Consider the following 19,709-nt stretch of genomic DNA (forward strand, 5'->3'; position numbering starts at 1 on the left):
AAGCAGTTAAAGGAAAAACACTCGCGTTGGGTGGCCAGTATAAGGTGTTGATCTTCAACCCAAATCGCAGAGACAAAAAAGCGAGCCGTTCGGCTCGCTTTTGGGTTGTTATCGGCTTGGGCCTGGCAATTACTCGTCAAGGAAGCTGCGCAGAACGTCTGAGCGGCTTGGGTGACGGAGTTTACGCAGTGCCTTGGCTTCGATCTGACGGATACGCTCACGGGTAACGTCGAACTGTTTACCAACCTCTTCCAGGGTATGGTCAGTGTTCATATCGATACCAAAGCGCATACGCAATACCTTCGCCTCACGCGGTGTCAGGCCGGCAAGGACGTCATTGGTTGCGCCACGCAGGTTGGTTGCTGTCGCGGCATCCATTGGTAGCTGAAGCGTGGTATCTTCAATGAAATCACCTAGATGCGAATCTTCATCGTCACCGATAGGGGTTTCCATTGAGATTGGCTCTTTGGCAATCTTCAGGACTTTGCGGATCTTGTCTTCCGGCATTTGCATGCGCTCAGCCAGTTCTTCCGGCAATGGCTCCCGGCCCATCTCCTGAAGCATCTGGCGAGAGATACGGTTCAGTTTGTTGATGGTCTCGATCATGTGAACAGGGATACGAATGGTACGTGCCTGGTCAGCGATAGAACGGGTGATTGCCTGACGGATCCACCATGTTGCGTAAGTCGAGAACTTGTAACCACGGCGGTATTCAAACTTATCAACGGCTTTCATCAGGCCGATGTTACCTTCCTGGATCAGATCCAGGAACTGCAGTCCACGGTTGGTGTATTTCTTGGCGATAGAAATAACCAGACGCAGGTTTGCTTCAACCATCTCTTTCTTGGCACGGCGAGCTTTGGCTTCACCGATAGACATACGACGGCTGATATCTTTGATACGTTCGATAGAAAGACCGGTTTCTTCTTCAAGAATACGCAGCTTCAGCGCAGAGCGACGAAGATCTTCTTCGTAGTTCTTCAGGCGCTCGGCATACGGCTTGCCGGAATTCAGTGCTTCGTCGATCCACTCGCTAGAAGACTCGTTGCCTGCAAACAAGCTAACGAAGGTTTTCTTCGGCATCTTGCTGTTATCGACACACATGCGCATGATAATGCGTTCGTTAGTACGCACTTTATCCATTGATTCACGCAGTGAGCTGACCAGGCGGTCAAATTGTTTCGGGATCAGACGGAACTGTTTGAAGATGTCAGAAAGCTCTTCGACAGCCACTTCGGTTTTCGCATCATGACGACCGTGTGTATTGATTGCGATAGCCATCTTCTCGTAAGAATCACGAAGTTCCATGAACTTCTCACGGGCTAGTTCCGGATCAATACCAACGTCTTCTTCGTCTTCATCGTCGCTGTCGTCGCCGTCTTCAAGATCTTTGTCTTCATCTTCAAGATCAGACTCGCTCAGCTCGGAGCCGATATGGGTTGCTGTCGGTGCTGTTGTTTCCTCTTCGTTCGGATCAACAAAACCGGAAATAATGTCGGTAAGACGAAGCTCATCGGCTTCAACTTTGTCGAACTGCTCAAGCAGGTGCGCAATAGCTGTCGGGTATTCGGCAACTGAGCACTGAACCTGGTTAATACCATCTTCAATGCGCTTGGCGATGTCAATTTCGCCTTCACGGGTCAGTAGCTCTACGGTACCCATTTCACGCATGTACATGCGTACCGGATCGGTAGTACGGCCGATCTCGCTTTCCACGCTAGATAGGGCTTGAGCGGCGGCTTCAATCGCGTCTTCGTCCGCATTATCTTCAGTCATCATCAACTCATCGGCATCAGGGGCTGTTTCAACCACCTTGATACCCATGTCATTGATCATCTGAATAATGTCTTCAACCTGATCGGAATCGACAATGTCTTCCGGTAGGTGATCATTTACTTCGGCGTAGGTCAGATAGCCTTGTTCTTTGCCTTTAGCGACAAGTAACTTAAGCTGAGACTGCGGATTTTGCTCCATAGACGATATCCAACTTCGGGTCTGAGTGAAAATGTAGTATGCAAAAATGCAAACCAATAATTATAACAAACTTCTTAATTGTTGACCACTTACTAGCCGGGACGGTTGAGTAATAATAACTGCAACTCCCGCTTCTCTTCGACTGATAAGCCGACGGTATTCGATTTAGCCTGCAACTTTTCAATTTGTTGTTTGACGCACTGGCCTAAAACTTTGTCCATTGCGTCCATAAATACATCTAGAGTGTTGTCCTCGTCTTTAGCGAGGGGCAGCTCCCAGGCGGCAAGACGCGCCATCATGTTCTCGTTTTTGCTGCCACGCCAGTACTCTAGTAGCTGGCCTGTAGTGATATTGGGGTTCGATCGGCATTTATCAACTACTGATATCAATAAATTTAGCCCAGGGACCGAAATATCTTCAAACGCCGCCATATCAAATTCGAGGCTGCTGACAAAACGCGGGTTTTGGACCAACAGGGCAATAACGTCACGCATCGGCGTTCGCTTGATGTTTTGCTGGGGCTGTCGTGGCCGTTGCGTGTCATCCCGCTTTAGCTCTAGCCTGATCTGATCGGGTGGTAACCCTAAATTATAGCCTAGTGCATTTAGCAGGTATTCTCGCAGGGTTTCACCGGCTACTTTTTCCAACAGCGGCTTGGCCAGCGTTTTCAGTTTTGCCTTGCCTTCCTTGCTGCTCATGTCAACCTGGGCAACCAGTGAATTGAACATGAACTCCGACAGTGACATGGCCTCGTCGACCTGGCGTTCAAAGCCTTCTTTGCCGAACTGGCGGATATAGGTATCCGGATCCTCGCCGTCGGGCAGGAACATGAATTTCAGCTGGCGGCCATCGGTGAGGTAGGGCAACGCCTGCTCCATGGCACGCCAGGCTGCATCTCGTCCGGCCCGGTCGCCATCGTAGCAACAGACGACGGTACCGGTCTGGCGGAACATCATCTGAATATGATCGCCTGTGGTAGAGGTGCCTAGCGAGGCGACGGCATAGTCAACGTCAAACTGGGCCAGGGCGACCACATCCATATAGCCTTCGACAACCAAAAGCCTTTCAGGTTCACGGTGGGCCTGCAGGACTTCATACAGGCCATAGAGCTCGCGTCCTTTGTGGAAGATCGGGGTCTCTGGCGAGTTGAGGTATTTGGGCGTGCCGTCACCCAGTACCCGGCCGCCAAAGCCGATCACCCGGCCGCGGCGATCATGAATCGGAAACATCACTCGGCCACGGAAACGGTCATAGCGACGACCATTATCGTTTTCGATCAGCATGCCTGCTGTAACAAGTGATTTTTGCGATTCAGCATCCCGGCCAAAACGGGTACGGACCATATCCCACTGATCAGGAACAAAACCGATACCGAATTTTTTGACCACTTCCCCTGACAGGCCGCGGTCTTTGAGGTAGTCAATGGCAACTTGGCCTTCCTGGGTACGCAGTTGTGACTGATAGAACTGGGAGATCTGCCCCATCATTTCGTACAGGCCGAGCTTTTCCTTGCTACGCGGGGCCGAGGCACCGCCGCCGCTGCCTTGTTCGCGGGGAACTTCCAACCCAAGCTGAGAGGCGAGCTCGTCAATGGCCTCGACAAATTCAAGGCGGTCAAACTCCATGACAAAGTCAAGCACGTTACCATGGGCACCGCAGCCAAAGCAGTGGTAGAACTGTTTTTCCTGGCTGACGGAAAAAGACGGGGTCTTCTCATTATGGAAAGGACAGCAAGCACCGAAGTTCTTGCCTTGCTTCTTCAGTTTTACCCGGGCATCAACAATATCCACGATGTCATGTCGTGCAATGAGATCATCGATAAAAGTACGAGGGATTTTTCCTGCCATAAAGAGAGCATTACCTGAAGAGTTCGGGAGTAAAATTGTAATTTATTGACGCTAAAATACAAACAAGCCGCGCATTCCTGGATGGATAGCACGGCTTGTTGCAGAATTGGGTTAGTTTTAGCTAAGCTTCGCTTTCACTAACTGGCTAACTTTACCCATATCGGCACGACCCTGAACTTTAGGCTTTAGCACACCCATCAGTTTGCCCATGTCTTGCATGCTGGCAGCACCGGTCGCAGCAATTGCCTCATCCAGCAGAGCGGCAACTTCGTCGTCGCTCAGTGGTTGTGGCATAAACTCTTCCAGCACCTTAATTTCAGCAAGCTCTACATCGGCAAGATCCTGTCGACTTGCAGCTTCGTATTGAGCTACAGAGTCGCGGCGTTGCTTGACCATCTTGGTCAGTACTGCCAGCACGTCGTCATCGGAAAGAGTGATCTTTTCGTCAACTTCACGCTGTTTAATAGCAGCAAGAGCAAGACGGATGGTTCCAAGACGAGGTTTGTCCTTCGCCTTCATCGCCGCCTTTTGTTCGTCTTTAAGACGTTCAGTCAGAGTCATAACACGTTCCTTCTGTTAATCGGTCGATTAGTACAGACGAACGCGACGCGCGTTTTCGCGAGCCAATTTCTTCAGGTGACGCTTAACTGCCGCTGCTTTCGCACGCTTACGTACAGTAGTAGGCTTTTCGAAGTGTTCACGACGACGTACTTCAGAAAGGATACCTGCTTTTTCGCAAGAGCGCTTGAAACGACGTAGTGCTACGTCAAACGGTTCGTTTTCACGTACTTTGATTACTGGCATGTAATACTCACCTCAGAGTGATTCGGTTAACGCTGACGTTCAAAAGTGTCAGCTGATTAAAAATGGTGCGAAATTCTAATCTGATCTGGGGGCATTTGTAAAGCATTCTGCAACCCTGAACTGGTTAATTTCTGTCAAGGACGGTAGTATTGCCCCCAATTACCATAAGTATAGAGGTTGTTATGCGTATACTGGGCATCGAAACCTCCTGTGACGAAACAGGCGTTGCAATTTTCGATGATGAAAAAGGCCTTTTGGCACATGAACTTTACAGCCAGGTAAAACTACACGCGGACTACGGTGGTGTGGTACCTGAGCTGGCTTCACGTGACCATGTAAAGAAGACCATTCCCCTGATCAAGGCAGCATTGGCTGATGCCGGATTGACTCCGGACGATCTTGACGGGGTTGCCTATACTGCAGGCCCGGGCCTGGTCGGTGCCCTGCTGGTCGGTGCGACAATCGGCCGCAGCTTGGCGTACGCATGGGATTTGCCCGCGGTAGCGGTTCACCATATGGAAGGCCACCTGCTGGCGCCGATGCTGGAAGATAATCCGCCTGAATTCCCGTTTGTGGCCCTGCTGGTATCCGGCGGTCATACCATGATGGTTGAAGTAAAAGGTATCGGTGAGTACCAGATCCTGGGTGAGTCGATTGACGATGCCGCCGGTGAGGCGTTCGATAAAACGGCCAAGCTGATGGGGCTGGACTATCCGGGTGGCCCGCTGCTGTCGCGTTTGGCTGAAAAAGGTACCCCGGGGCGTTTCAAGTTCCCGCGTCCGATGACTGACCGCCCGGGACTGGATTTCAGCTTCTCGGGGCTGAAGACGTTCGCGGCGAATACGATCCGGGCCAATGAAGACGACGAGCAGACACGTGCCGATATTGCATTCGCGTTTCAGGAAGCGGTAGTAGATACGCTGGCGATAAAATGCAAGCGTGCCCTCAAGCAAACGGGGTTCAAGCGCCTGGTGATTGCCGGTGGTGTGAGTGCCAATAAATACCTGCGCCTGGAGCTGGAAAAGCTGATGACCGGGATGAAAGGGGAAGTTTTCTATCCGCGCACTGAGTTCTGTACCGATAACGGGGCGATGATTGCGTACGCAGGAATGCAGCGCCTGAAAAACCATGAAACCATGGATTTGAGCGTTAAGGCGCATCCTCGTTGGCCTATCGATCAGCTACAACCGATCAGCGAGTAAGCGTGTAAGTTTATCGGCCGCAATATCAAGTATCGGAGAGCAGCGCTACGAGTTGTTACCCGAATGCTTGGAGTTGCGGCTGAATTTATTCCAGATTTTCCCTTCTTTTCCTTCCAGCAGGCGACGTACATTGTCGTGATGGCGAAGGACTATCAGGCAAGAGAGCATGGATACCGGCATGGTGTATTCAGGTTTGACCAACCAGGTAAGCATGGGTGCGGCCAGTGCCGTGATCAGCGAGCCGAGTGACGAGTAGCCCGAAATCAACACGGTCAGCAACCAGGTCCCAATCAGCATCCCGCTCAGATCCCAGCCTATCGGTGCCAGAGCTCCCAGGGCTGTAGCGACGCCTTTGCCGCCACGGAAGTGGAAGAAGATCGGATAGATATGGCCGAGGCAGGCGGCGATGCCAATGATACCGAGCAGGAACGGGTTGATACCAATCCAGTAGCTTAGCCAGACCGGCAACATGCCCTTGAGGATGTCGCAGACCAGTACCATGGCGGCTGCGCCGCGTCCGCCAAGGCGCAGGACATTGGTGGCTCCCGGATTGCCGGAGCCACTGTCCCGGGGATCCGGCAGGCCGTACAACCGGCAGATCAGTACGGCGCTTGATATGGAACCAAGCAGATAGGCGGCAATAATGATCAGAAGCGCGAGTGGTGTCATGCAAAATTCCAGTTGCTGGTGACAAAGTATTGCTGGTAAATAAGTATCGTCTTTACGCCAGATCTGACCCTGACTTTCATTCCGCTTTGGCACAATGACTGTGGTATAGTGCTTGCGACCTGCTTACGGCGTTATGCCGAGCAAGGGATGAATGTCATCATTGTTGACGATTACGACCTGATAATACGCGTTTTTGCTCAAATTAGGTATCCGACCTCTAACAAAATTAGCGATTGAACATGGATTCAGTATTTATCGAACATCTTGAGGTTATCGCCACTATTGGGGTGTATGACTGGGAACAGACTATTAAGCAGAAGCTTGTGCTTGACCTGGAAATGGCGCACGACAACCGTCCTGCGGCCGAGAGTGATGATGTAGTCTATGCCCTGGACTACGCCGCGGTTAGCGAGGCGGTGACCGAACATATTCAGGGCGGCCGCTTTTTGCTGGTCGAGCGTGTGGCCGAGGAAGTTGCCGGCCTGATCATGACGAAATTTTCCGTGCCTTGGATCCGGGTTAGGGTCACCAAGCCGGGGGCAGTGGCCAACGCCAGTGGAGTCGGGGTGCTGATTGAACGAGGCAGCAAGTGATCACCGCTTATATCAGTCTTGGGTCTAACATCGACCGCGAATACCATATTCGTGTCGCTATTACCGAACTGAAAAAATTGGGCACCGGCTTTAGGGTCTCACAAATTTTTGAAGCCGAGCCTGTCGGTTTCTGCGGGCCGAACTTTTACAACTGCGTTGCTGCTATCAATACGTCATTGCCGCTTGATAGGTTGCAGCAGATCCTGAAGCAGCTAGAGCTGCAGTACGGACGGGCACCCGATGCCCGGAAAAACCAGAGCCGGACCCTGGATCTGGATATCTTGCTGTTTGGTGACGTGGTACAGGCCGAGGCCCCGATGTTGCCTCGGTCTGACTTGTATAAGTTTGCCTTTGTTTTACGGCCTATGATGGAGCTGTGTCCGGATCTGGTTATTCCCGGTGACGGTCGGACCATTGCCCAGCTATGGCACTCTTTTGAACCCTCTCAGGCCCTCTGGCCTGTAGAGCGGATTGCATGTTGAAGGATAAATGATGAGTCATTTTGAAGCCTTTGTGTTGGCACTTATCCAGGGGCTGACCGAGTTTTTGCCGATTTCAAGCTCGGCCCACCTTATTTTGCCTTCCGAGGTCTTTGGTTGGGACGATCAAGGCCTGGCTTTTGATGTCGCGGTACATGTCGGCACGCTGGCGGCTGTCATTCTGTATTTTCGCAAGGAAGTTGTTGCATTGCTCGGGGCCTGGATCGGCTCTATTTTTCAGGGCAGGCGCTGCGCCGAAGCCAAGTTGGCCTGGATGATCGTACTGGCGACGATCCCTGCCTGTCTTTTCGGCCTGTTCATGAAAGACATTATCGAGCTTTATTTGCGCTCGGCCTGGGTCATTGCGGCGACGACTATCTTTTTTGGTCTGCTGTTATGGTGGGTCGATGTCCGGGCAACCCAGCAGGACAATGAATATCAGGCTGACTGGAAGCGCTCGCTGTTTATCGGTCTGGCACAGGCGGCAGCGATGATCCCGGGTACCTCTCGCTCGGGAGCTACCATGACGGCGGCACTTCACCTCGGGTTTACCCGCGAGGCCGCCGCGCGCTTTTCGTTCCTGATGTCGATTCCGATTATTTTGCTGGCGGGCGGCTATCTTGGTACCAAGCTGGTGACCAGTGGCCAGGCGATTGAATTTGGTGCGCTGGGCATTGGCCTGGCAGTCTCGTTTGTCAGTGCCTATGCGTGTATCCACGTATTCCTTAAGCTGGTTACTCGCCTCGGAATGCTGCCGTTTGTGATCTACCGTCTGCTGCTGGGCGCAGGACTGATTGCCTTTCTGCTGAGCCAGTAAGCGTAAGCCTTGAATTAGCAGCCGCAGCACTTGATACCAATGAGAAAGCCTGACGTGATGTCGGGCTTTTTGATCGTATTAGCCTGGCCTGTTGTGGTGCCTGCGTAGTTTCTTAGCCGAAGGTGGCAAGACAGGCCTTCACCGCATCGGCGCGGTGCAGCGCCAGCTGATCCTTGATGGCCTTGCCGGTAAAGCCCGCCTCGACGATAGGTTTGACGGCAACGTTTTGGGCGGCGGCAAAAACAGCCTGCAGCATGTCGGCCTGAAGGTAGGGATCATCTTCATGGCCTGTTCGTCCGCGAACATCGGCGCGGCAGCACAGGGCCAGTTGCTTGATCCGTTCTGGCTTACGCCAGGCGTCGATCTGGTCGAAGATCTTGATAAAAGTGCCAGGTCGCAGTTCATTGGCATGGTGCACCTTAGTGTGCTGGGCGCAGACCATCAGTGCCGTGTCACGGTACTCATTAGGGATCCGGAGCCGCTGGCAGAGCGTTTTGATAGCCCCCAGACCAGTCTGACAGTGCATTTTGTGACTTGGCCATTCTTCGGCAGGGGTCAGGGCCTTACCGAGATCATGTACCTGGGCGGCAAAGCGAACCGCGGTATCCGTACTGAGTTTGGCGGCTTGCTCGGCAACTAATAGGGTATGCAGGCCGGTGTCGATTTCCGGGTGCCATTGCTCGGGCTGCGGTATGCCAAACAGGGCGTCGAGCTCAGGCATGATGACACCAAGCGCTCCGCACTGGCGCAGCACCTTGAGAAATACCTCCGGGTTTTCAGACGACAGGGACTTTTCCCACTCTTTCCAGACCCGCTCGGGAGTCAGGGCGGAAAGCTCGCCGGCCACGACCATATCCTGCATCAAGGCTAGTGTCTCCGGGGCAACCGTAAAGCCCAGGTGGGCAAAGCGGGCGGCAAAGCGGGCGACCCGAAGTACCCGCAGCGGATCTTCGACAAATGCGGGTGAGACATGGCGCAGCTGCTTGTCGAGCAGATCCTGCTGGCCGCTATAAGGGTCGACAAGCGTGCCGTCATCAGCCTGGGCGATAGCATTGATGGTGAGATCCCGTCGCATCAAATCCTGTTCAAGCGTAACATCCGGTGCGGAGTGGCAAATGAAGCCGGTATACCCCTTGCCCGATTTTCGTTCAGTGCGGGCGAGGGCAAATTCTTGTTTGGTCTTCGGGTGGAGGAAGACCGGAAAGTCACTGCCGACCTGGTTATAGCCCTGATCGAGCATCTGCTGAGGCGTCGCCCCAACCACGACCCAATCTTTGTCTTTTACTGGCAATCCCAGCAGCGCATCACGAACGGCGCCACCCACAAGGTAGGTCTGCAAGTTTCACTCCTTTTGTATAACAACAGCAAATTTGGGATATCGCACTGATATCCTTTGCATCATAGATCGCTTCATCACGGTATCAGGGTATACAATCTTGAGTAGCAAAGGTAATTTAATCATCAGAACTAGTATTATTCTAATCTGGAACAAGAGTATCAGGCATGTACAAGGATTTCTTCGGGATCGGTGAGTCCCCCTTTTCAATTGTACCCAGCGCTCGCTTCCTTTATCTCAGCGAGCGCCACAGGGAAGCGTTAACCCATATGTTGGCCAGCTTATCCGGAGGCGGGGGATTTGGGCTGCTGACGGGGGAAGTGGGAACCGGAAAAACCACCGTATTGCGGGCACTGGTGGCTCGCCTGCCCCAGGAGACCCAGGTTGCGATAATCCTGAACCCGGCATTATCAGCCCATGATTTGCTGGCAACTATTTGTGATGAGCTGGGTGTCGGCTATCCGGATGATGCCAGTTATAAGGTTCTGACGGATCGGATATACCAGCATCTGCTGGCCAACCATAGCGAGGGCAAGCAAACCCTGCTGCTGGTCGATGAGGCGCAGCACCTGATGCCGGATGTCCTCGAGCAGCTCCGCTTGTTGACCAACCTGGAAACAGATAGCCGCAAACTGTTGAAAGTGGTGCTGGTCGGCCAGCCAGAGCTACAACAGTTGCTGCAACAGGAGCGACTGCGCCAGCTGGCGCAGCGGATCACCTCTCGTTACCACCTGTTGCCGCTGACGGCGGAAGAAGTGGATGAATACATTAATTATCGCCTGAGAGCCGTTGATTGCCTGTATGCCGTGTTTGATCCGGCAATGACGCGCCAGATTGCCAAGGCGACAAACGGTATTCCGCGCCTGATCAACCTGGTGTGCGACAAAGCCATGCTACTTGCCTGCCAGCAGGCAACGCATCAGGTTAACAAGGCGATAGTCAGCCAGGCCTGTGAGGATGTGCTGAGCTGGCAGCTGCCAACGGCTGACAGGATGAGAGTGAATACCGGCGGCGGCAATGGCAGCCGTGCCGCTACCTGGGGAGGTGCCCTGATACTTGGCGGGGTGCTCTCTGCCGGTCTGTGGTATTGGCAAGGGCAATCTCAGGTATCACCAGTGGCTGTTGCCCCTGCAGTATCAGAAACCCAACCATCAGTTGCTCAGCCAGAGCCTGCGGCAGTGGCTGTTGCCCCTCAAGTTCAAGTGGCTAAGCCGGAGCCGGTGGTGGTCGACCTGGCCACCAAATGGCAGCAGTTGATGGAGCAGAGCCGCTCAGAGCGCAAGGCGATGCAAACTTTATATCGTCTGTGGGGCTACGAAACGCATCTTAACCAGGCGAACTGCGAAACCAGCCAGCGAGTCGAGCTGAGCTGTCATCAGGGTAAGATCAGCCTGGAGCAACTCAGTATTATCAATCGGCCTGTTATCATCCCGCTGCAGGAAGCCGGAAAACCGATTTTCCATGCCGTTGTGTATGCCCTGGATCAGGACAGTGTCGAGTTGCTATTGGGAGAAGAGCGCATTGCGGTCAGTTATGACTGGCTAGAGCAGCGTTGGCAGCAAGAATACACTTTGTTGTGGCGGCCTCCTCTCGGGGATAAGACCACGATTCGCTATGGCCAGCAGGGGCCGCGGGTTGTGTGGCTGAATCAGCAGCTGAGTTTGCTGCTGGGCGAGAAAATCACCCGGGACGATCGTTTTGATCAGGTGCTGCTGGATAAGCTTCGCCGTTTTCAGCGAGCTCAGGATCTGAGCGCGGACGGCATTGCCGGGCCCCGAACCCTTATGGTCATTGATTCGGCGTTGAACTTGCCGGGACCGACGCTGCAACCGGAGAGAAGTTAATGTCCAATTTGCTCAATGCTATTGCCCAGTCTGATCAGCAAAATCAGCTGCAGCCTTCGTTGGCGAGCAGGCCTGTGCGCCAGGCGGCGGGGGCCCGCCGTGTACCGTCATGGCTGTTGCCTGCCGTACTGGTGCTAACACCCGTTGTGGCAACGCTGGCATACATGCACTATACCCACTCTTCCTCTTCGGCCGCTGTTATGCCTCTTTGGGAAACCAAGGGCGCGGAGACTGTGGCTACAGCGTCCAGACCGGTTGTCGTGACCGAGCCGCAGGTTGCAAGAGCGGAAGCTGTCTTGCTGACAGCAACTAGGATGACAACAACCGTGCCGGCGGCAACTGAGCCTAGCCGTCTGCCACAGATACTGGGTGAGGGAGAATCGCAAATCCGTTTCTTGCCATACCCTGAGCTGCGAACCGAGCCGTTACCGTCGCTAAATCGCCAGCTGGCCAGCCAGGCGCTTGCTGTACCGCCGAGTTCAGGACATGCAGGTGACAACGTCGAGGAGCCCAAGATTATCTCCTCCGAGCCGAGAGAAACGGAGTGGGGGCTGGACGGGCTCGATTATTCGGAGCTATCACCGCAGCTTGCACAGCAGTTGAAGTCCGCGATTGCCGCGACGGATAACTTGCCGGTTGATATACCGCCCGAGCCGGAGGAAATCGCTGCGCCCGTTATAGAGGCCGTGGCACTTGGCGAGTTGCCGGCTTCGGTACAAAACCGCATTCCGCCGCTGAATTTTGAAACCCATATCTACTCGTCGGTTGCCAACAGCCGCTGGGTCAAGGTGAATGGTCGTGAGGCCTTCGAGGGGGACGAGATTGCACCTGGGGTGGTGCTGCGTCGGATAGAGCCGAGACAGGTCGTGTTTGACTTCGAATCTTACCTGATCGAAATGCCTGCTCTGTCGGAGTGGTAAAAGGGAATACCGGAGACAAAAATGGCAGCCACTGGCTGCCATTTTTTTATGTGTTTTTTCAGACCTTATGCCCAGCCGTTGTTACGTTTGCGACGGCGCGGGATCAGGTGTGGCAGGATCAGGCCAAATAGCAGGCCAGCTCCGGCAACCATACCGCCGTAGGTGAACCACTTCATCAGCAGGTCATCTTTCTGGGTATCAATCTTGGCGCGCAGCTCACGAATTTCAGTCTGTGAGGTCATCAGCTGCTCGTTTAGCTGGCTGTTTTGCGATTCCAGCTCGGTAATTTGCTCGGTGCGCATTTGCAGCGAGTTTTGCAGGCTCTTGGTCTTTTCATCACCGGACATCTGAGCATCCGCCAACGCCGCTTTTACTTCTGTCAGCTCTTTTTCAAGCGCAGGTACACGCTCTTTCAGGCCAACCTGACGAGAGATAAAGTCGGAATTAACCCAACCGGTACGCCCGCGGATGTCAGTGATTTTGCTGAAGCCATTTTCCTTGTTGACTTCCAACAAGGTGACCTTGGTGCCTGCATTGACACTGCCCATAATACGGAATTGCGTACTAGGGCCGCGATGCATATAGGTAAACAGGTCGTCAGAAATGTAACGAATCTGTTCAGCTTTCGCCGGCAGGGTTGCCGCGGCGCAAGCGAGTAATAAGATGCTGATTAGATGCTTCACAATATGATCCTTGAGGAGCCTGTATTCTTTAAGAGCACAAATACTAAAAACTTTGTCCTTCGGGTGCAAGAAAAGAGGGAGGCAAAGCCTCCCTCTTTTGAACCTGTACCACTTTTAGCCAAAGAATGCTTGCATCGCGTAGAAGAAGATGACAGCAAGCAATGCCCCGGCAGGAAGGGTTACAACCCATGAAGCCACAATGTTACGAACCACACCTAGGTTTAGGGCGGCAATACCACGTGCAAAGGCAACGCCGATCACACCACCAACCAAGGTTTGAGTTGTTGAGATAGGCAGGCCTGTACCCGATGCCAATACAACCGTTGATGCGGTTGCCAGCTGAGCGGCAAAGCCACGGCTAGGTGTCAGTTCCGTAATACCGGTACCGACTGTCGCCATTACTTTGTGGCCCATCGTTGCCAGACCAATGACGATACCGACACCACCCAGCGGTAGGATCCACCATGCGATCGTACTTTTCGCAGTAAGTTCACCCATATGCTCAACCGTAGAAACAACAGCAGATAGTGGGCCAATTGCATTGGCAACGTCATTAGAGCCGTGGGCAAATGCCATTGCACAGGCGGTAACCACCATTAGCAGGCTAAATACGCGTTCAACACCGGCATAGCCATTGCTATCAACAGAGCTACCATCATCAGTGTATTTCTTGCTGATGTAGATATAGCCGAAAATCATAACAACAGTAGAAACAGCTACTGCGGCCATCCATGCTTCACCACCCGTAAGGTGCAAGCCGACGTGTTTCAGACCTTTCTTGATTGTTACCAACGCAATGACCATCGCTGTGATAAACATATAAACAGGTACGAAACGCTTGGCATTCACCAGCGGGTTATCAGTATCAAAGATTAAACGTTGGGCACTGATAAAGATCACATAGGCAAAGAAGCCAGAGATCAGAGGGGTGATAAGCCAGCTACCGACGATACCTTGCACCGAAGACCAGGATACAGACTCAGTCCCTGCAGACACACAGGCAAAACCGATAATAGCACCGATAATTGAGTGTGTTGTAGATACAGGCCAGCCCATATAAGACGCGAGCAGAAGCCATGTACCTGCAGCAAGAAGTGCAGACATCATGCCGTAAACCAGTATTTCTGGTTGATCGGCAAAAAATGACATATCGACAACACCTTTACGGATGGTGTCTGTTACTTCACCACCTGCAAGGTATGCACCGGCAAACTCAAAAATCATCGCGATGATAATTGCTTGTTTTACCGTTAGCGCTTTTGACCCTACTGAAGTACCCATAGCATTGGCAACATCATTTGCACCAATACCAATCGCCATCAAAAGACCAAAGACAGCCGCCACCATGATAATCATGGTGCCGTAGTTAGCCAGGATTTCCATTGTAAAACCTTGTTTTTGTTACATTCTCTCGCTTATGAACGCGATAGCATGATTTCTAGTCGCGAGCCGACACGTTGTGCCTGGTCAGCGATACCGCCAACCCACTCGAGAATTTTGTACAGGAACATCACATCCACCGGACTGTGTTGGTCTTCGATGGACATTAGTTGTTGACGTAATTGGATCTGCAAGGTGTCGGTATCATCTTCGATGACATCAAGCTGATTAATCATTTCAGCAACCAGCGTTACCTCTCTGCCCTTGAAGCCTGTTTCCAGCAATTCATCCAGCTCGTTAATAACACGGTTGGCTTGATTTGCTGCATCGAGGCAACGTTGAACATAGGCAACGAAATCCGGGTACATTTCGGCAGGAATTTGCAGCTGACGCCCCAAGACTCGACCAGCGATATCTTTGGACAGGTTAGCAAGCTTATCCTGTTGGGTAAGGAGGCCTAGCATGTCGGTACGATCGACAGGCATGAAAAGACCACGAGGAAGTTTCAGGCGGATCTCACGCTTCAACACATCCGCATCTTTCTCAAGCTGCGAGATCTGTTCACGTAAGTTCGATGCTTTTTCCCAATCTCCGGCATGACATGCCTCGAAAAAAGGAACAAGCAATTCGCAACACTCATTTACACGAGTAACATGACGTTGCAGCGGTTTGATTGGGGATTTAGCAAAGAGCCCCATAATTGTATTTACTGGCATAGCCGATCAACCTAAAGAGCGCCTAAAGAGGCTAATTCTTGAGCGATGGTCACAGAGGCGCGCATGTTAACTTATAAGTTAGTATAGGGGAACCACTTTTGATCAAGGTTTTGTCGATATTTCATGCTTGCCCCGGAAGGCAATTGCAAATATCCTTGGTTTGCCACTGTTTATAGGTATAACTATGGAAACCGAGATAGAACTGAAGTTTTTCGTCTCACCAGAATTTTCGAGTCAGTTATTACGCAAAATCTCTGAAGCGAAAATTTTGCAGCAAAGTAGTCGGATGTTAGGCAATGTCTACTTCGACACCCCAGACCAAATTCTTCGCCAGCACGATATTGGCCTGCGGGTCCGTCGTTTTGATGACGTGTTTGTTCAAACCTTGAAAACAGCAGGACGGGTGGTCGCAGGATTGCACCAGCGTCCGGAGTACAATGCTGAAATCAATGGAACCGATCCTGACCTCTCCCTGCATCCTACCGATGCCTGGCCGGAGAGTGTCAATGTTGCTGACGTCCAGCAGCAGCTTGCCCCGTTATTCTCGACTGATTTCGAGCGCCAGCAATGGCTGGTTGCCATGCCTGACGGCAGCCAGGTCGAACTGGCCTTTGATCAGGGTGAAGTCAGTGCCAAAGGACAGACCAGTCCGATTTGCGAAGTGGAACTGGAGCTGAAATCAGGCCAGACGGATGCGCTGTTTATCCTGGCCCGTGAATTGTGTGCCGAAGGTGGAATGCGTCTGGGGAACCTGAGCAAGGCGGCCCGTGGCTATCGCCTGGCGGCAGATTATCAGGGTGACCAAGTCAAATCGTTACCGTTTGCGCCTGTTAAGCCCGGCCAAAGTGTTGAGTCTGTCTTTGTTAACATTCTGGAGCATGCGCTCGGACACTGGCACTACCACGAACAAATTTTTGCTGAACGCCAGGAATTGCCTGCTCTGTATCAGATCCATCAGGCATTGACCCTGATCCGTCAGGCACTGGTGATCTTCGGTGGCATGATTCCGCGCCGCGCCAGTGCTCTGGTCCGTCAGGAATTACAGTGGCTGGAAGGTGAGCTGGATTGGTTGGGCGAGTTTGCCAGTATTGACCAATTGCTGGCCGACAAAGGCAATGTCCTGAGGAAGCTTAATGCGCGCAAGGCGCTGATGAAACAGCTCCAGCTGCGACAGCAGGCGTTGCCTGAAGTTGACGAAATGATGCAGTTGCTGGAGTCATCCCGTTACTGTGGTCTGCTGCTTGATCTCAGTCGCTGGATTTTGAGCCGTGGTTGGCAGCCGTTTCTTGATGACAAGTCTCGTGAGCGCCTGGCCGGTGATATCAAGCCGTTTGCCGATAATGTGCTGAACCGCTCGTGGGAAGAGCTGGCTGATGTGTTTCCGGCTGAGCGCCAGCTGAACCGTATTGACTATCTTGATCAACAGCCGCGCCTGAACCGTAATCTGTTGAGCGGCTTGTGTTTCGCCGAGTTGTACGACGAAGAGAAGCGTGCCGGTTTCAGAATGCCGTGGCTGGACTTGTTGCGTGGTATGGAAGATCTGCAGCAGCTGGAGCCAATCAGATTGTTGCTGGATCAGCAGGATGACGACGATCGCAGTCAAATCGAAAAATGGCTTTCCCGTAAGGAAGAGTCACTGCTTCATGCCATGGATCAGACCCGTCAGATAGGGATCGAGCTGGCACCATACTGGCCGTAAAACTGATTGGCTGCAGACGTTCAAACGCCTCGCAATTGCGGGGCGTTGTTATATTTATATTAACTGTCGATGGCATGGCTCTCGTGCTGATTGCTTTTGGCGCTGAGCCGCTGTTCCAGATCATCGATACGCTTTAGCAGCAGTTGCTGGCTGGCCAGCATTTGCTGCCATTCCTCTTCATGCCGGGCGGCATCTTTTTGCTGTTGTTTTTCAGGATCGGAAATCAGCGAGCTGACTAACCCTGCCACCATACCGAACAAGCCAACTCCGCAGAGAATGATAACGGCTGCCAGAATTTTCCCGAGTGTGGTTACCGGGAAATGATCGCCGTAGCCTACTGTCGAGATAGTAACAAATACCCACCAGAGTGCATCGCCGGCAGAATGGATGTTGGATTCGGGATCATTGCCTTCCAGCATTAGTATCATTGCCGAGCCGACCGTGACCAGGATGGTCAGGAGCAGGAAAATGGTGGCAACCGTGGCCTCGCGACGATTACTGCGAATATGGTTGAAAATATGATGGCTGGATCTTAGCAGCCGGATGACACGGAAGATCTGGACGATACGGGCAAAGCGGAGTGCCTCGATAACCGGGATGCTGGCAATAAAGTCGGGCCAGTGGTGTTTGAGGTAGTGCACTTTGTGATTGCTGCGCACGAGATCCGTCAATAACTGACACCAGAACAATAGGCAGATGAACGAGTCAACGCCCACAAATAGTGTGTAAACCCTGTCGGTTTGCGGAATAAATATTAAGCTGGTCACAATGGCAAGCGATATGAATGAGAGGACCAGTGCCATCAGGCTCATCGGATTGAGTTCATGTTTGACCGCGTCGATCTTTTTCATCATTTAATTTCCGCAATTGCCTGCCGACCTATAGAATATCAGTTATTGTTTTGAGCATAAAAATAAATCATAGCCAGCTGCGGGGTGGGCAGTTTGGCCGGGACTTATTGCTCGAAGTGATGGCAGGCATTGGAGCAATAGCCTCCTCACGGAAAGTCGTCATTATTTCCGGGGCTAGCATAAAAATTAAATGGAGATTCCAAATGGCAAAGATGGTTTTTAAACCCTGGGAAAAGGGACTGACCAATATTCGGCTCGTGCCGAAGCTGGTGCTGTTAATGGTATTCAGTACCGTTTTGCTGATCGGAAAGCAGTTATGGGATGCAAACACTTTTTATCAGTCGGTAGTCAGCATTCAGCAGGACCGATCTCAGGAGCTGGCGGAAGCGAATGCGGCTATGCTGACAACGTTTTTGGCTCAGGGCGAGGCAGGAAAAGCCCTGGCAGAGCAGGCGATAGCCGCTCAGTCGAGTAGCTGGGACCACGGAGCGTACCTCTACCTTGTCGAGCGCGACAACGGCAAGCTTCTCGGGCATCCCGAGGCTAAAACAATCAACGGGCTGACGGCCTCAATGGAAAACGGCAATAGCCTGTCTGGCTTTTTGAGTCAGTTTTCAGGGGCGGGTAGCCTGGTACTGAGTAACCAGGAGCGCTTTGAGTATGCCGTCGAGCTGCCAGAGTGGAACTGGCTGGTTGTCGCATCACAGTCGGCGTCCGAGGCCGAAGCGTATTACAACGATTATCTGGTACAGGTTGCCTGGCAGACTGCACTGATGATTGTGTCCTTTGTGGTGATTCTGCTCGGTGGCTCAAGCACTATGCTGCGCCAGACTCGCTACCTTGCGGATAACATTCAGCTGCTCGCTGCGCGTAATCTCTCTCAGCCGATTGAGATGGATTGCCGCGATGAGTACGGCGACTTGGCCCGCGAGCTGGAAAAGACCCGGATACAGCTAAAGGATGTGATCCACAACCAGCGTGACGCGGCTGCCGAGCTGTCGGGTCTTGCCGAAGTGATGTCGATCAGCATGATGGAGACCAAGGAGTCGGCGCAGGAAGAGTTCAGCGAAGTTGACCAGCTGGCCTCGGCGATGAGCGAGATGACCTCGACGGTCCAGACCGTGGCCGATCATGCCCGCGAAGCGTCGAATGCCACCGAAGGAACCTCAGAGCAGGCGACTCAGGGACAGCAGTTCGTTTCGCAGACTATCGGCACTATCAACCAGCTATCGCAGGATATCAGTCAGTCGGCGAATGCGGTGAACCAGGTTGAGGAGCGTGTCGAGCAAATTGGCAGCGTGATTGTCACTATCCAGAGTATCTCAGAGCAGACTAACTTGCTGGCACTGAATGCAGCTATCGAGGCGGCGCGTGCCGGTGATGCCGGCCGTGGTTTTGCCGTTGTTGCCGACGAAGTGCGTAATCTGGCCCAGCGTACCCAGCAGGCAACGGTCGAGATCCAGGAAATGATCTCGCTGCTGCAAAATAGTGCCCAACAGGCTGTTGGCCTGATGGAGCAGAGTGTGGTGGAAGCCGCAGAAGGGGTGGATCTTGTAACCAACGCCGGGGGCGAGCTGGACAAGATCGTTGACCAGGTCCAGCGTATCAATGATATGAACTTCCAGATCGCATCCGCTGCCGAGCAGCAGAGTGCGGTTGCCGATGAAATGAGCCAGAACCTGACCAATGTTCGCGAGCTGGTGGAAGCCTCTGTGGTGGTAGTCACCGAGCTGACGGAAACATCGGAGACGATGCAGAACCATGCGACAGAGCTGGAAGGCAAAATCCAGGCCTTTCATGTCTGACGACCACTTGTAAACGGCTGCCACGTTTCCGGAACGTGAGCCAGGTAACTGACAACGCCCGCTAACTAGCGGGCGTTGTGTTATGTTATT

18 protein-coding genes are annotated in these 19,709 nt (G+C 52.7%); 8 read left to right on the forward strand and 10 right to left on the reverse strand.

All coding sequences use genetic code 11. From position 1 onward, the window contains the following. Positions 1-129 precede the first annotated feature (129 nt). From rpoD to rpsU, 4 genes are all read right to left on the reverse strand, one after another. Positions 130-1,974 carry an RNA polymerase sigma factor RpoD gene (gene rpoD / locus L4D19_RS20365; RefSeq protein WP_428454023.1) on the reverse strand — a complete coding sequence of 615 codons (1,845 nt, stop codon included), beginning with the start codon at positions 1,972-1,974 and terminating at the stop codon, positions 130-132. Positions 1,975-2,066: 92 nt separating this feature from the next. Further along, positions 2,067-3,821 carry a DNA primase gene (gene dnaG, locus L4D19_RS20370; RefSeq protein WP_428454024.1) on the reverse strand — a complete coding sequence of 585 codons (1,755 nt, stop codon included), beginning with the start codon at positions 3,819-3,821 and terminating at the stop codon, positions 2,067-2,069. Between the two features lie 117 nt (positions 3,822-3,938). Continuing rightward, complete coding sequence (locus L4D19_RS20375; RefSeq protein WP_160651942.1) at positions 3,939-4,382, reverse strand: GatB/YqeY domain-containing protein; 444 nt, start codon at positions 4,380-4,382, stop codon at positions 3,939-3,941. A gap of 27 nt (positions 4,383-4,409) precedes the next feature. Continuing rightward, positions 4,410-4,625: a 30S ribosomal protein S21 gene (rpsU, locus tag L4D19_RS20380; RefSeq protein WP_005301411.1), complete on the reverse strand. Its 216-nt coding sequence runs from the start codon at positions 4,623-4,625 to the stop codon at positions 4,410-4,412. Positions 4,626-4,807: 182 nt separating this feature from the next. Here rpsU and tsaD point away from each other — a divergent pair, with 182 nt between their 5' ends. After that, entirely contained in the window at positions 4,808-5,827 is a 1,020-nt protein-coding gene (gene tsaD / locus L4D19_RS20385) for a tRNA (adenosine(37)-N6)-threonylcarbamoyltransferase complex transferase subunit TsaD (RefSeq protein WP_239410465.1), read from the forward strand. A 45-nt stretch (positions 5,828-5,872) separates the two neighbouring features. On the opposite strand, the gene plsY is transcribed toward tsaD, so the two are convergent. Then, positions 5,873-6,496, reverse strand: coding sequence for a glycerol-3-phosphate 1-O-acyltransferase PlsY (gene plsY / locus L4D19_RS20390; RefSeq protein ID WP_075763568.1), 624 nt, complete (start codon positions 6,494-6,496; stop codon positions 5,873-5,875). A 239-nt stretch (positions 6,497-6,735) separates the two neighbouring features. Between plsY and folB the strand changes: the two genes are divergently transcribed. Genes folB through L4D19_RS20405 form a run of 3 tightly spaced genes read left to right on the forward strand, consistent with a single transcriptional unit; the run spans position 6,736 to position 8,385 of the window. Further along, positions 6,736-7,089 carry a dihydroneopterin aldolase gene (gene folB, locus L4D19_RS20395; RefSeq protein ID WP_160651947.1) on the forward strand — a complete coding sequence of 118 codons (354 nt, stop codon included), beginning with the start codon at positions 6,736-6,738 and terminating at the stop codon, positions 7,087-7,089. Next, on the forward strand, positions 7,086-7,571 hold the full coding sequence (gene folK / locus L4D19_RS20400; protein ID WP_428454025.1) for a 2-amino-4-hydroxy-6-hydroxymethyldihydropteridine diphosphokinase: 486 nt from the start codon (positions 7,086-7,088) through the stop codon (positions 7,569-7,571). Before folB ends, folK begins: the two co-directional genes overlap by 4 nt. A gap of 10 nt (positions 7,572-7,581) precedes the next feature. Then, positions 7,582-8,385, forward strand: a complete 804-nt coding sequence (locus L4D19_RS20405; protein WP_160651952.1) for an undecaprenyl-diphosphate phosphatase — start codon at positions 7,582-7,584, stop codon at positions 8,383-8,385. Positions 8,386-8,497: 112 nt separating this feature from the next. Here the strand turns inward: L4D19_RS20405 and L4D19_RS20410 are convergent, their stop codons facing one another. Next, the gene (locus L4D19_RS20410) at positions 8,498-9,724 is read right to left on the reverse strand and encodes a multifunctional CCA addition/repair protein (protein WP_428454026.1); all 1,227 of its coding nucleotides are present in this window, start codon (positions 9,722-9,724) and stop codon (positions 8,498-8,500) included. A gap of 164 nt (positions 9,725-9,888) precedes the next feature. On the opposite strand from L4D19_RS20410, the gene L4D19_RS20415 reads away from it, so the two are divergent. Beyond that, a complete protein-coding gene (locus tag L4D19_RS20415) occupies positions 9,889-11,565 on the forward strand; it encodes an ExeA family protein (RefSeq protein WP_428454027.1) in 1,677 nt (558 codons plus the stop codon). Next, positions 11,565-12,485: a general secretion pathway protein GspB gene (locus tag L4D19_RS20420; RefSeq protein WP_428454028.1), complete on the forward strand. Its 921-nt coding sequence runs from the start codon at positions 11,565-11,567 to the stop codon at positions 12,483-12,485. The genes L4D19_RS20415 and L4D19_RS20420 overlap by 1 nt, the downstream gene beginning before the upstream one ends. A 65-nt stretch (positions 12,486-12,550) precedes the next feature. On the opposite strand, the gene L4D19_RS20425 is transcribed toward L4D19_RS20420, so the two are convergent. The 3 genes from L4D19_RS20425 to L4D19_RS20435 all read right to left on the reverse strand — a co-directional run bounded on the left by L4D19_RS20425 (position 12,551) and on the right by L4D19_RS20435 (position 15,264). Further along, positions 12,551-13,168: a TIGR04211 family SH3 domain-containing protein gene (locus L4D19_RS20425; protein WP_428454029.1), complete on the reverse strand. Its 618-nt coding sequence runs from the start codon at positions 13,166-13,168 to the stop codon at positions 12,551-12,553. A gap of 114 nt (positions 13,169-13,282) precedes the next feature. Beyond that, positions 13,283-14,551: an inorganic phosphate transporter gene (locus L4D19_RS20430; RefSeq protein ID WP_428454030.1), complete on the reverse strand. Its 1,269-nt coding sequence runs from the start codon at positions 14,549-14,551 to the stop codon at positions 13,283-13,285. A gap of 32 nt (positions 14,552-14,583) precedes the next feature. Then, positions 14,584-15,264, reverse strand: coding sequence for a TIGR00153 family protein (locus tag L4D19_RS20435; RefSeq protein ID WP_075763561.1), 681 nt, complete (start codon positions 15,262-15,264; stop codon positions 14,584-14,586). Between the two features lie 184 nt (positions 15,265-15,448). Here L4D19_RS20435 and L4D19_RS20440 point away from each other — a divergent pair, with 184 nt between their 5' ends. Next, positions 15,449-16,963 (forward strand): CYTH and CHAD domain-containing protein, encoded by a 1,515-nt coding sequence (locus L4D19_RS20440; protein WP_428454031.1) that lies wholly within the window; start codon positions 15,449-15,451, stop codon positions 16,961-16,963. Positions 16,964-17,022: 59 nt separating this feature from the next. Here the strand turns inward: L4D19_RS20440 and L4D19_RS20445 are convergent, their stop codons facing one another. Further along, positions 17,023-17,814, reverse strand: a complete 792-nt coding sequence (locus tag L4D19_RS20445) for a potassium channel family protein (protein ID WP_428454072.1) — start codon at positions 17,812-17,814, stop codon at positions 17,023-17,025. 203 nt (positions 17,815-18,017) lie between these two features. Here L4D19_RS20445 and L4D19_RS20450 point away from each other — a divergent pair, with 203 nt between their 5' ends. Next, entirely contained in the window at positions 18,018-19,619 is a 1,602-nt protein-coding gene (locus L4D19_RS20450) for a methyl-accepting chemotaxis protein (RefSeq protein ID WP_160651971.1), read from the forward strand. The last annotated feature ends 90 nt before the right edge of the window (positions 19,620-19,709 follow it).

Origin of the sequence: Photobacterium kasasachensis (genome assembly GCF_050336885.1) — a bacterium.
Lineage (GTDB): Bacteria > Pseudomonadota > Gammaproteobacteria > Enterobacterales > Vibrionaceae > Photobacterium > Photobacterium kasasachensis.

Bases quoted from the DNA above. Each gene is read 5' to 3' on its own strand.
- plsY (WP_075763568.1), bottom strand. From the start codon at position 6,496: ATGACACCACTCGCGCTTCTGATCATTATTGCCGCCTATCTGCTTGGT.
- L4D19_RS20420 (WP_428454028.1), top strand. From the start codon at position 11,565: ATGTCCAATTTGCTCAATGCTATTGCCCAGTCTGATCAGCAAAATCAG.
- L4D19_RS20375 (WP_160651942.1), bottom strand. From the start codon at position 4,382: ATGACTCTGACTGAACGTCTTAAAGACGAACAAAAGGCGGCGATGAAG.
- L4D19_RS20415 (WP_428454027.1), top strand. From the start codon at position 9,889: ATGTACAAGGATTTCTTCGGGATCGGTGAGTCCCCCTTTTCAATTGTA.
- L4D19_RS20405 (WP_160651952.1), top strand. From the start codon at position 7,582: ATGAGTCATTTTGAAGCCTTTGTGTTGGCACTTATCCAGGGGCTGACC.
- rpoD (WP_428454023.1), bottom strand. From the start codon at position 1,974: ATGGAGCAAAATCCGCAGTCTCAGCTTAAGTTACTTGTCGCTAAAGGC.
- rpsU (WP_005301411.1), bottom strand. From the start codon at position 4,625: ATGCCAGTAATCAAAGTACGTGAAAACGAACCGTTTGACGTAGCACTA.
- L4D19_RS20440 (WP_428454031.1), top strand. From the start codon at position 15,449: ATGGAAACCGAGATAGAACTGAAGTTTTTCGTCTCACCAGAATTTTCG.
- tsaD (WP_239410465.1), top strand. From the start codon at position 4,808: ATGCGTATACTGGGCATCGAAACCTCCTGTGACGAAACAGGCGTTGCA.
- L4D19_RS20445 (WP_428454072.1), bottom strand. From the start codon at position 17,814: ATGAAAAAGATCGACGCGGTCAAACATGAACTCAATCCGATGAGCCTG.
- L4D19_RS20435 (WP_075763561.1), bottom strand. From the start codon at position 15,264: ATGCCAGTAAATACAATTATGGGGCTCTTTGCTAAATCCCCAATCAAA.
- dnaG (WP_428454024.1), bottom strand. From the start codon at position 3,821: ATGGCAGGAAAAATCCCTCGTACTTTTATCGATGATCTCATTGCACGA.
- L4D19_RS20430 (WP_428454030.1), bottom strand. From the start codon at position 14,551: ATGGAAATCCTGGCTAACTACGGCACCATGATTATCATGGTGGCGGCT.
- L4D19_RS20450 (WP_160651971.1), top strand. From the start codon at position 18,018: ATGGCAAAGATGGTTTTTAAACCCTGGGAAAAGGGACTGACCAATATT.
- folB (WP_160651947.1), top strand. From the start codon at position 6,736: ATGGATTCAGTATTTATCGAACATCTTGAGGTTATCGCCACTATTGGG.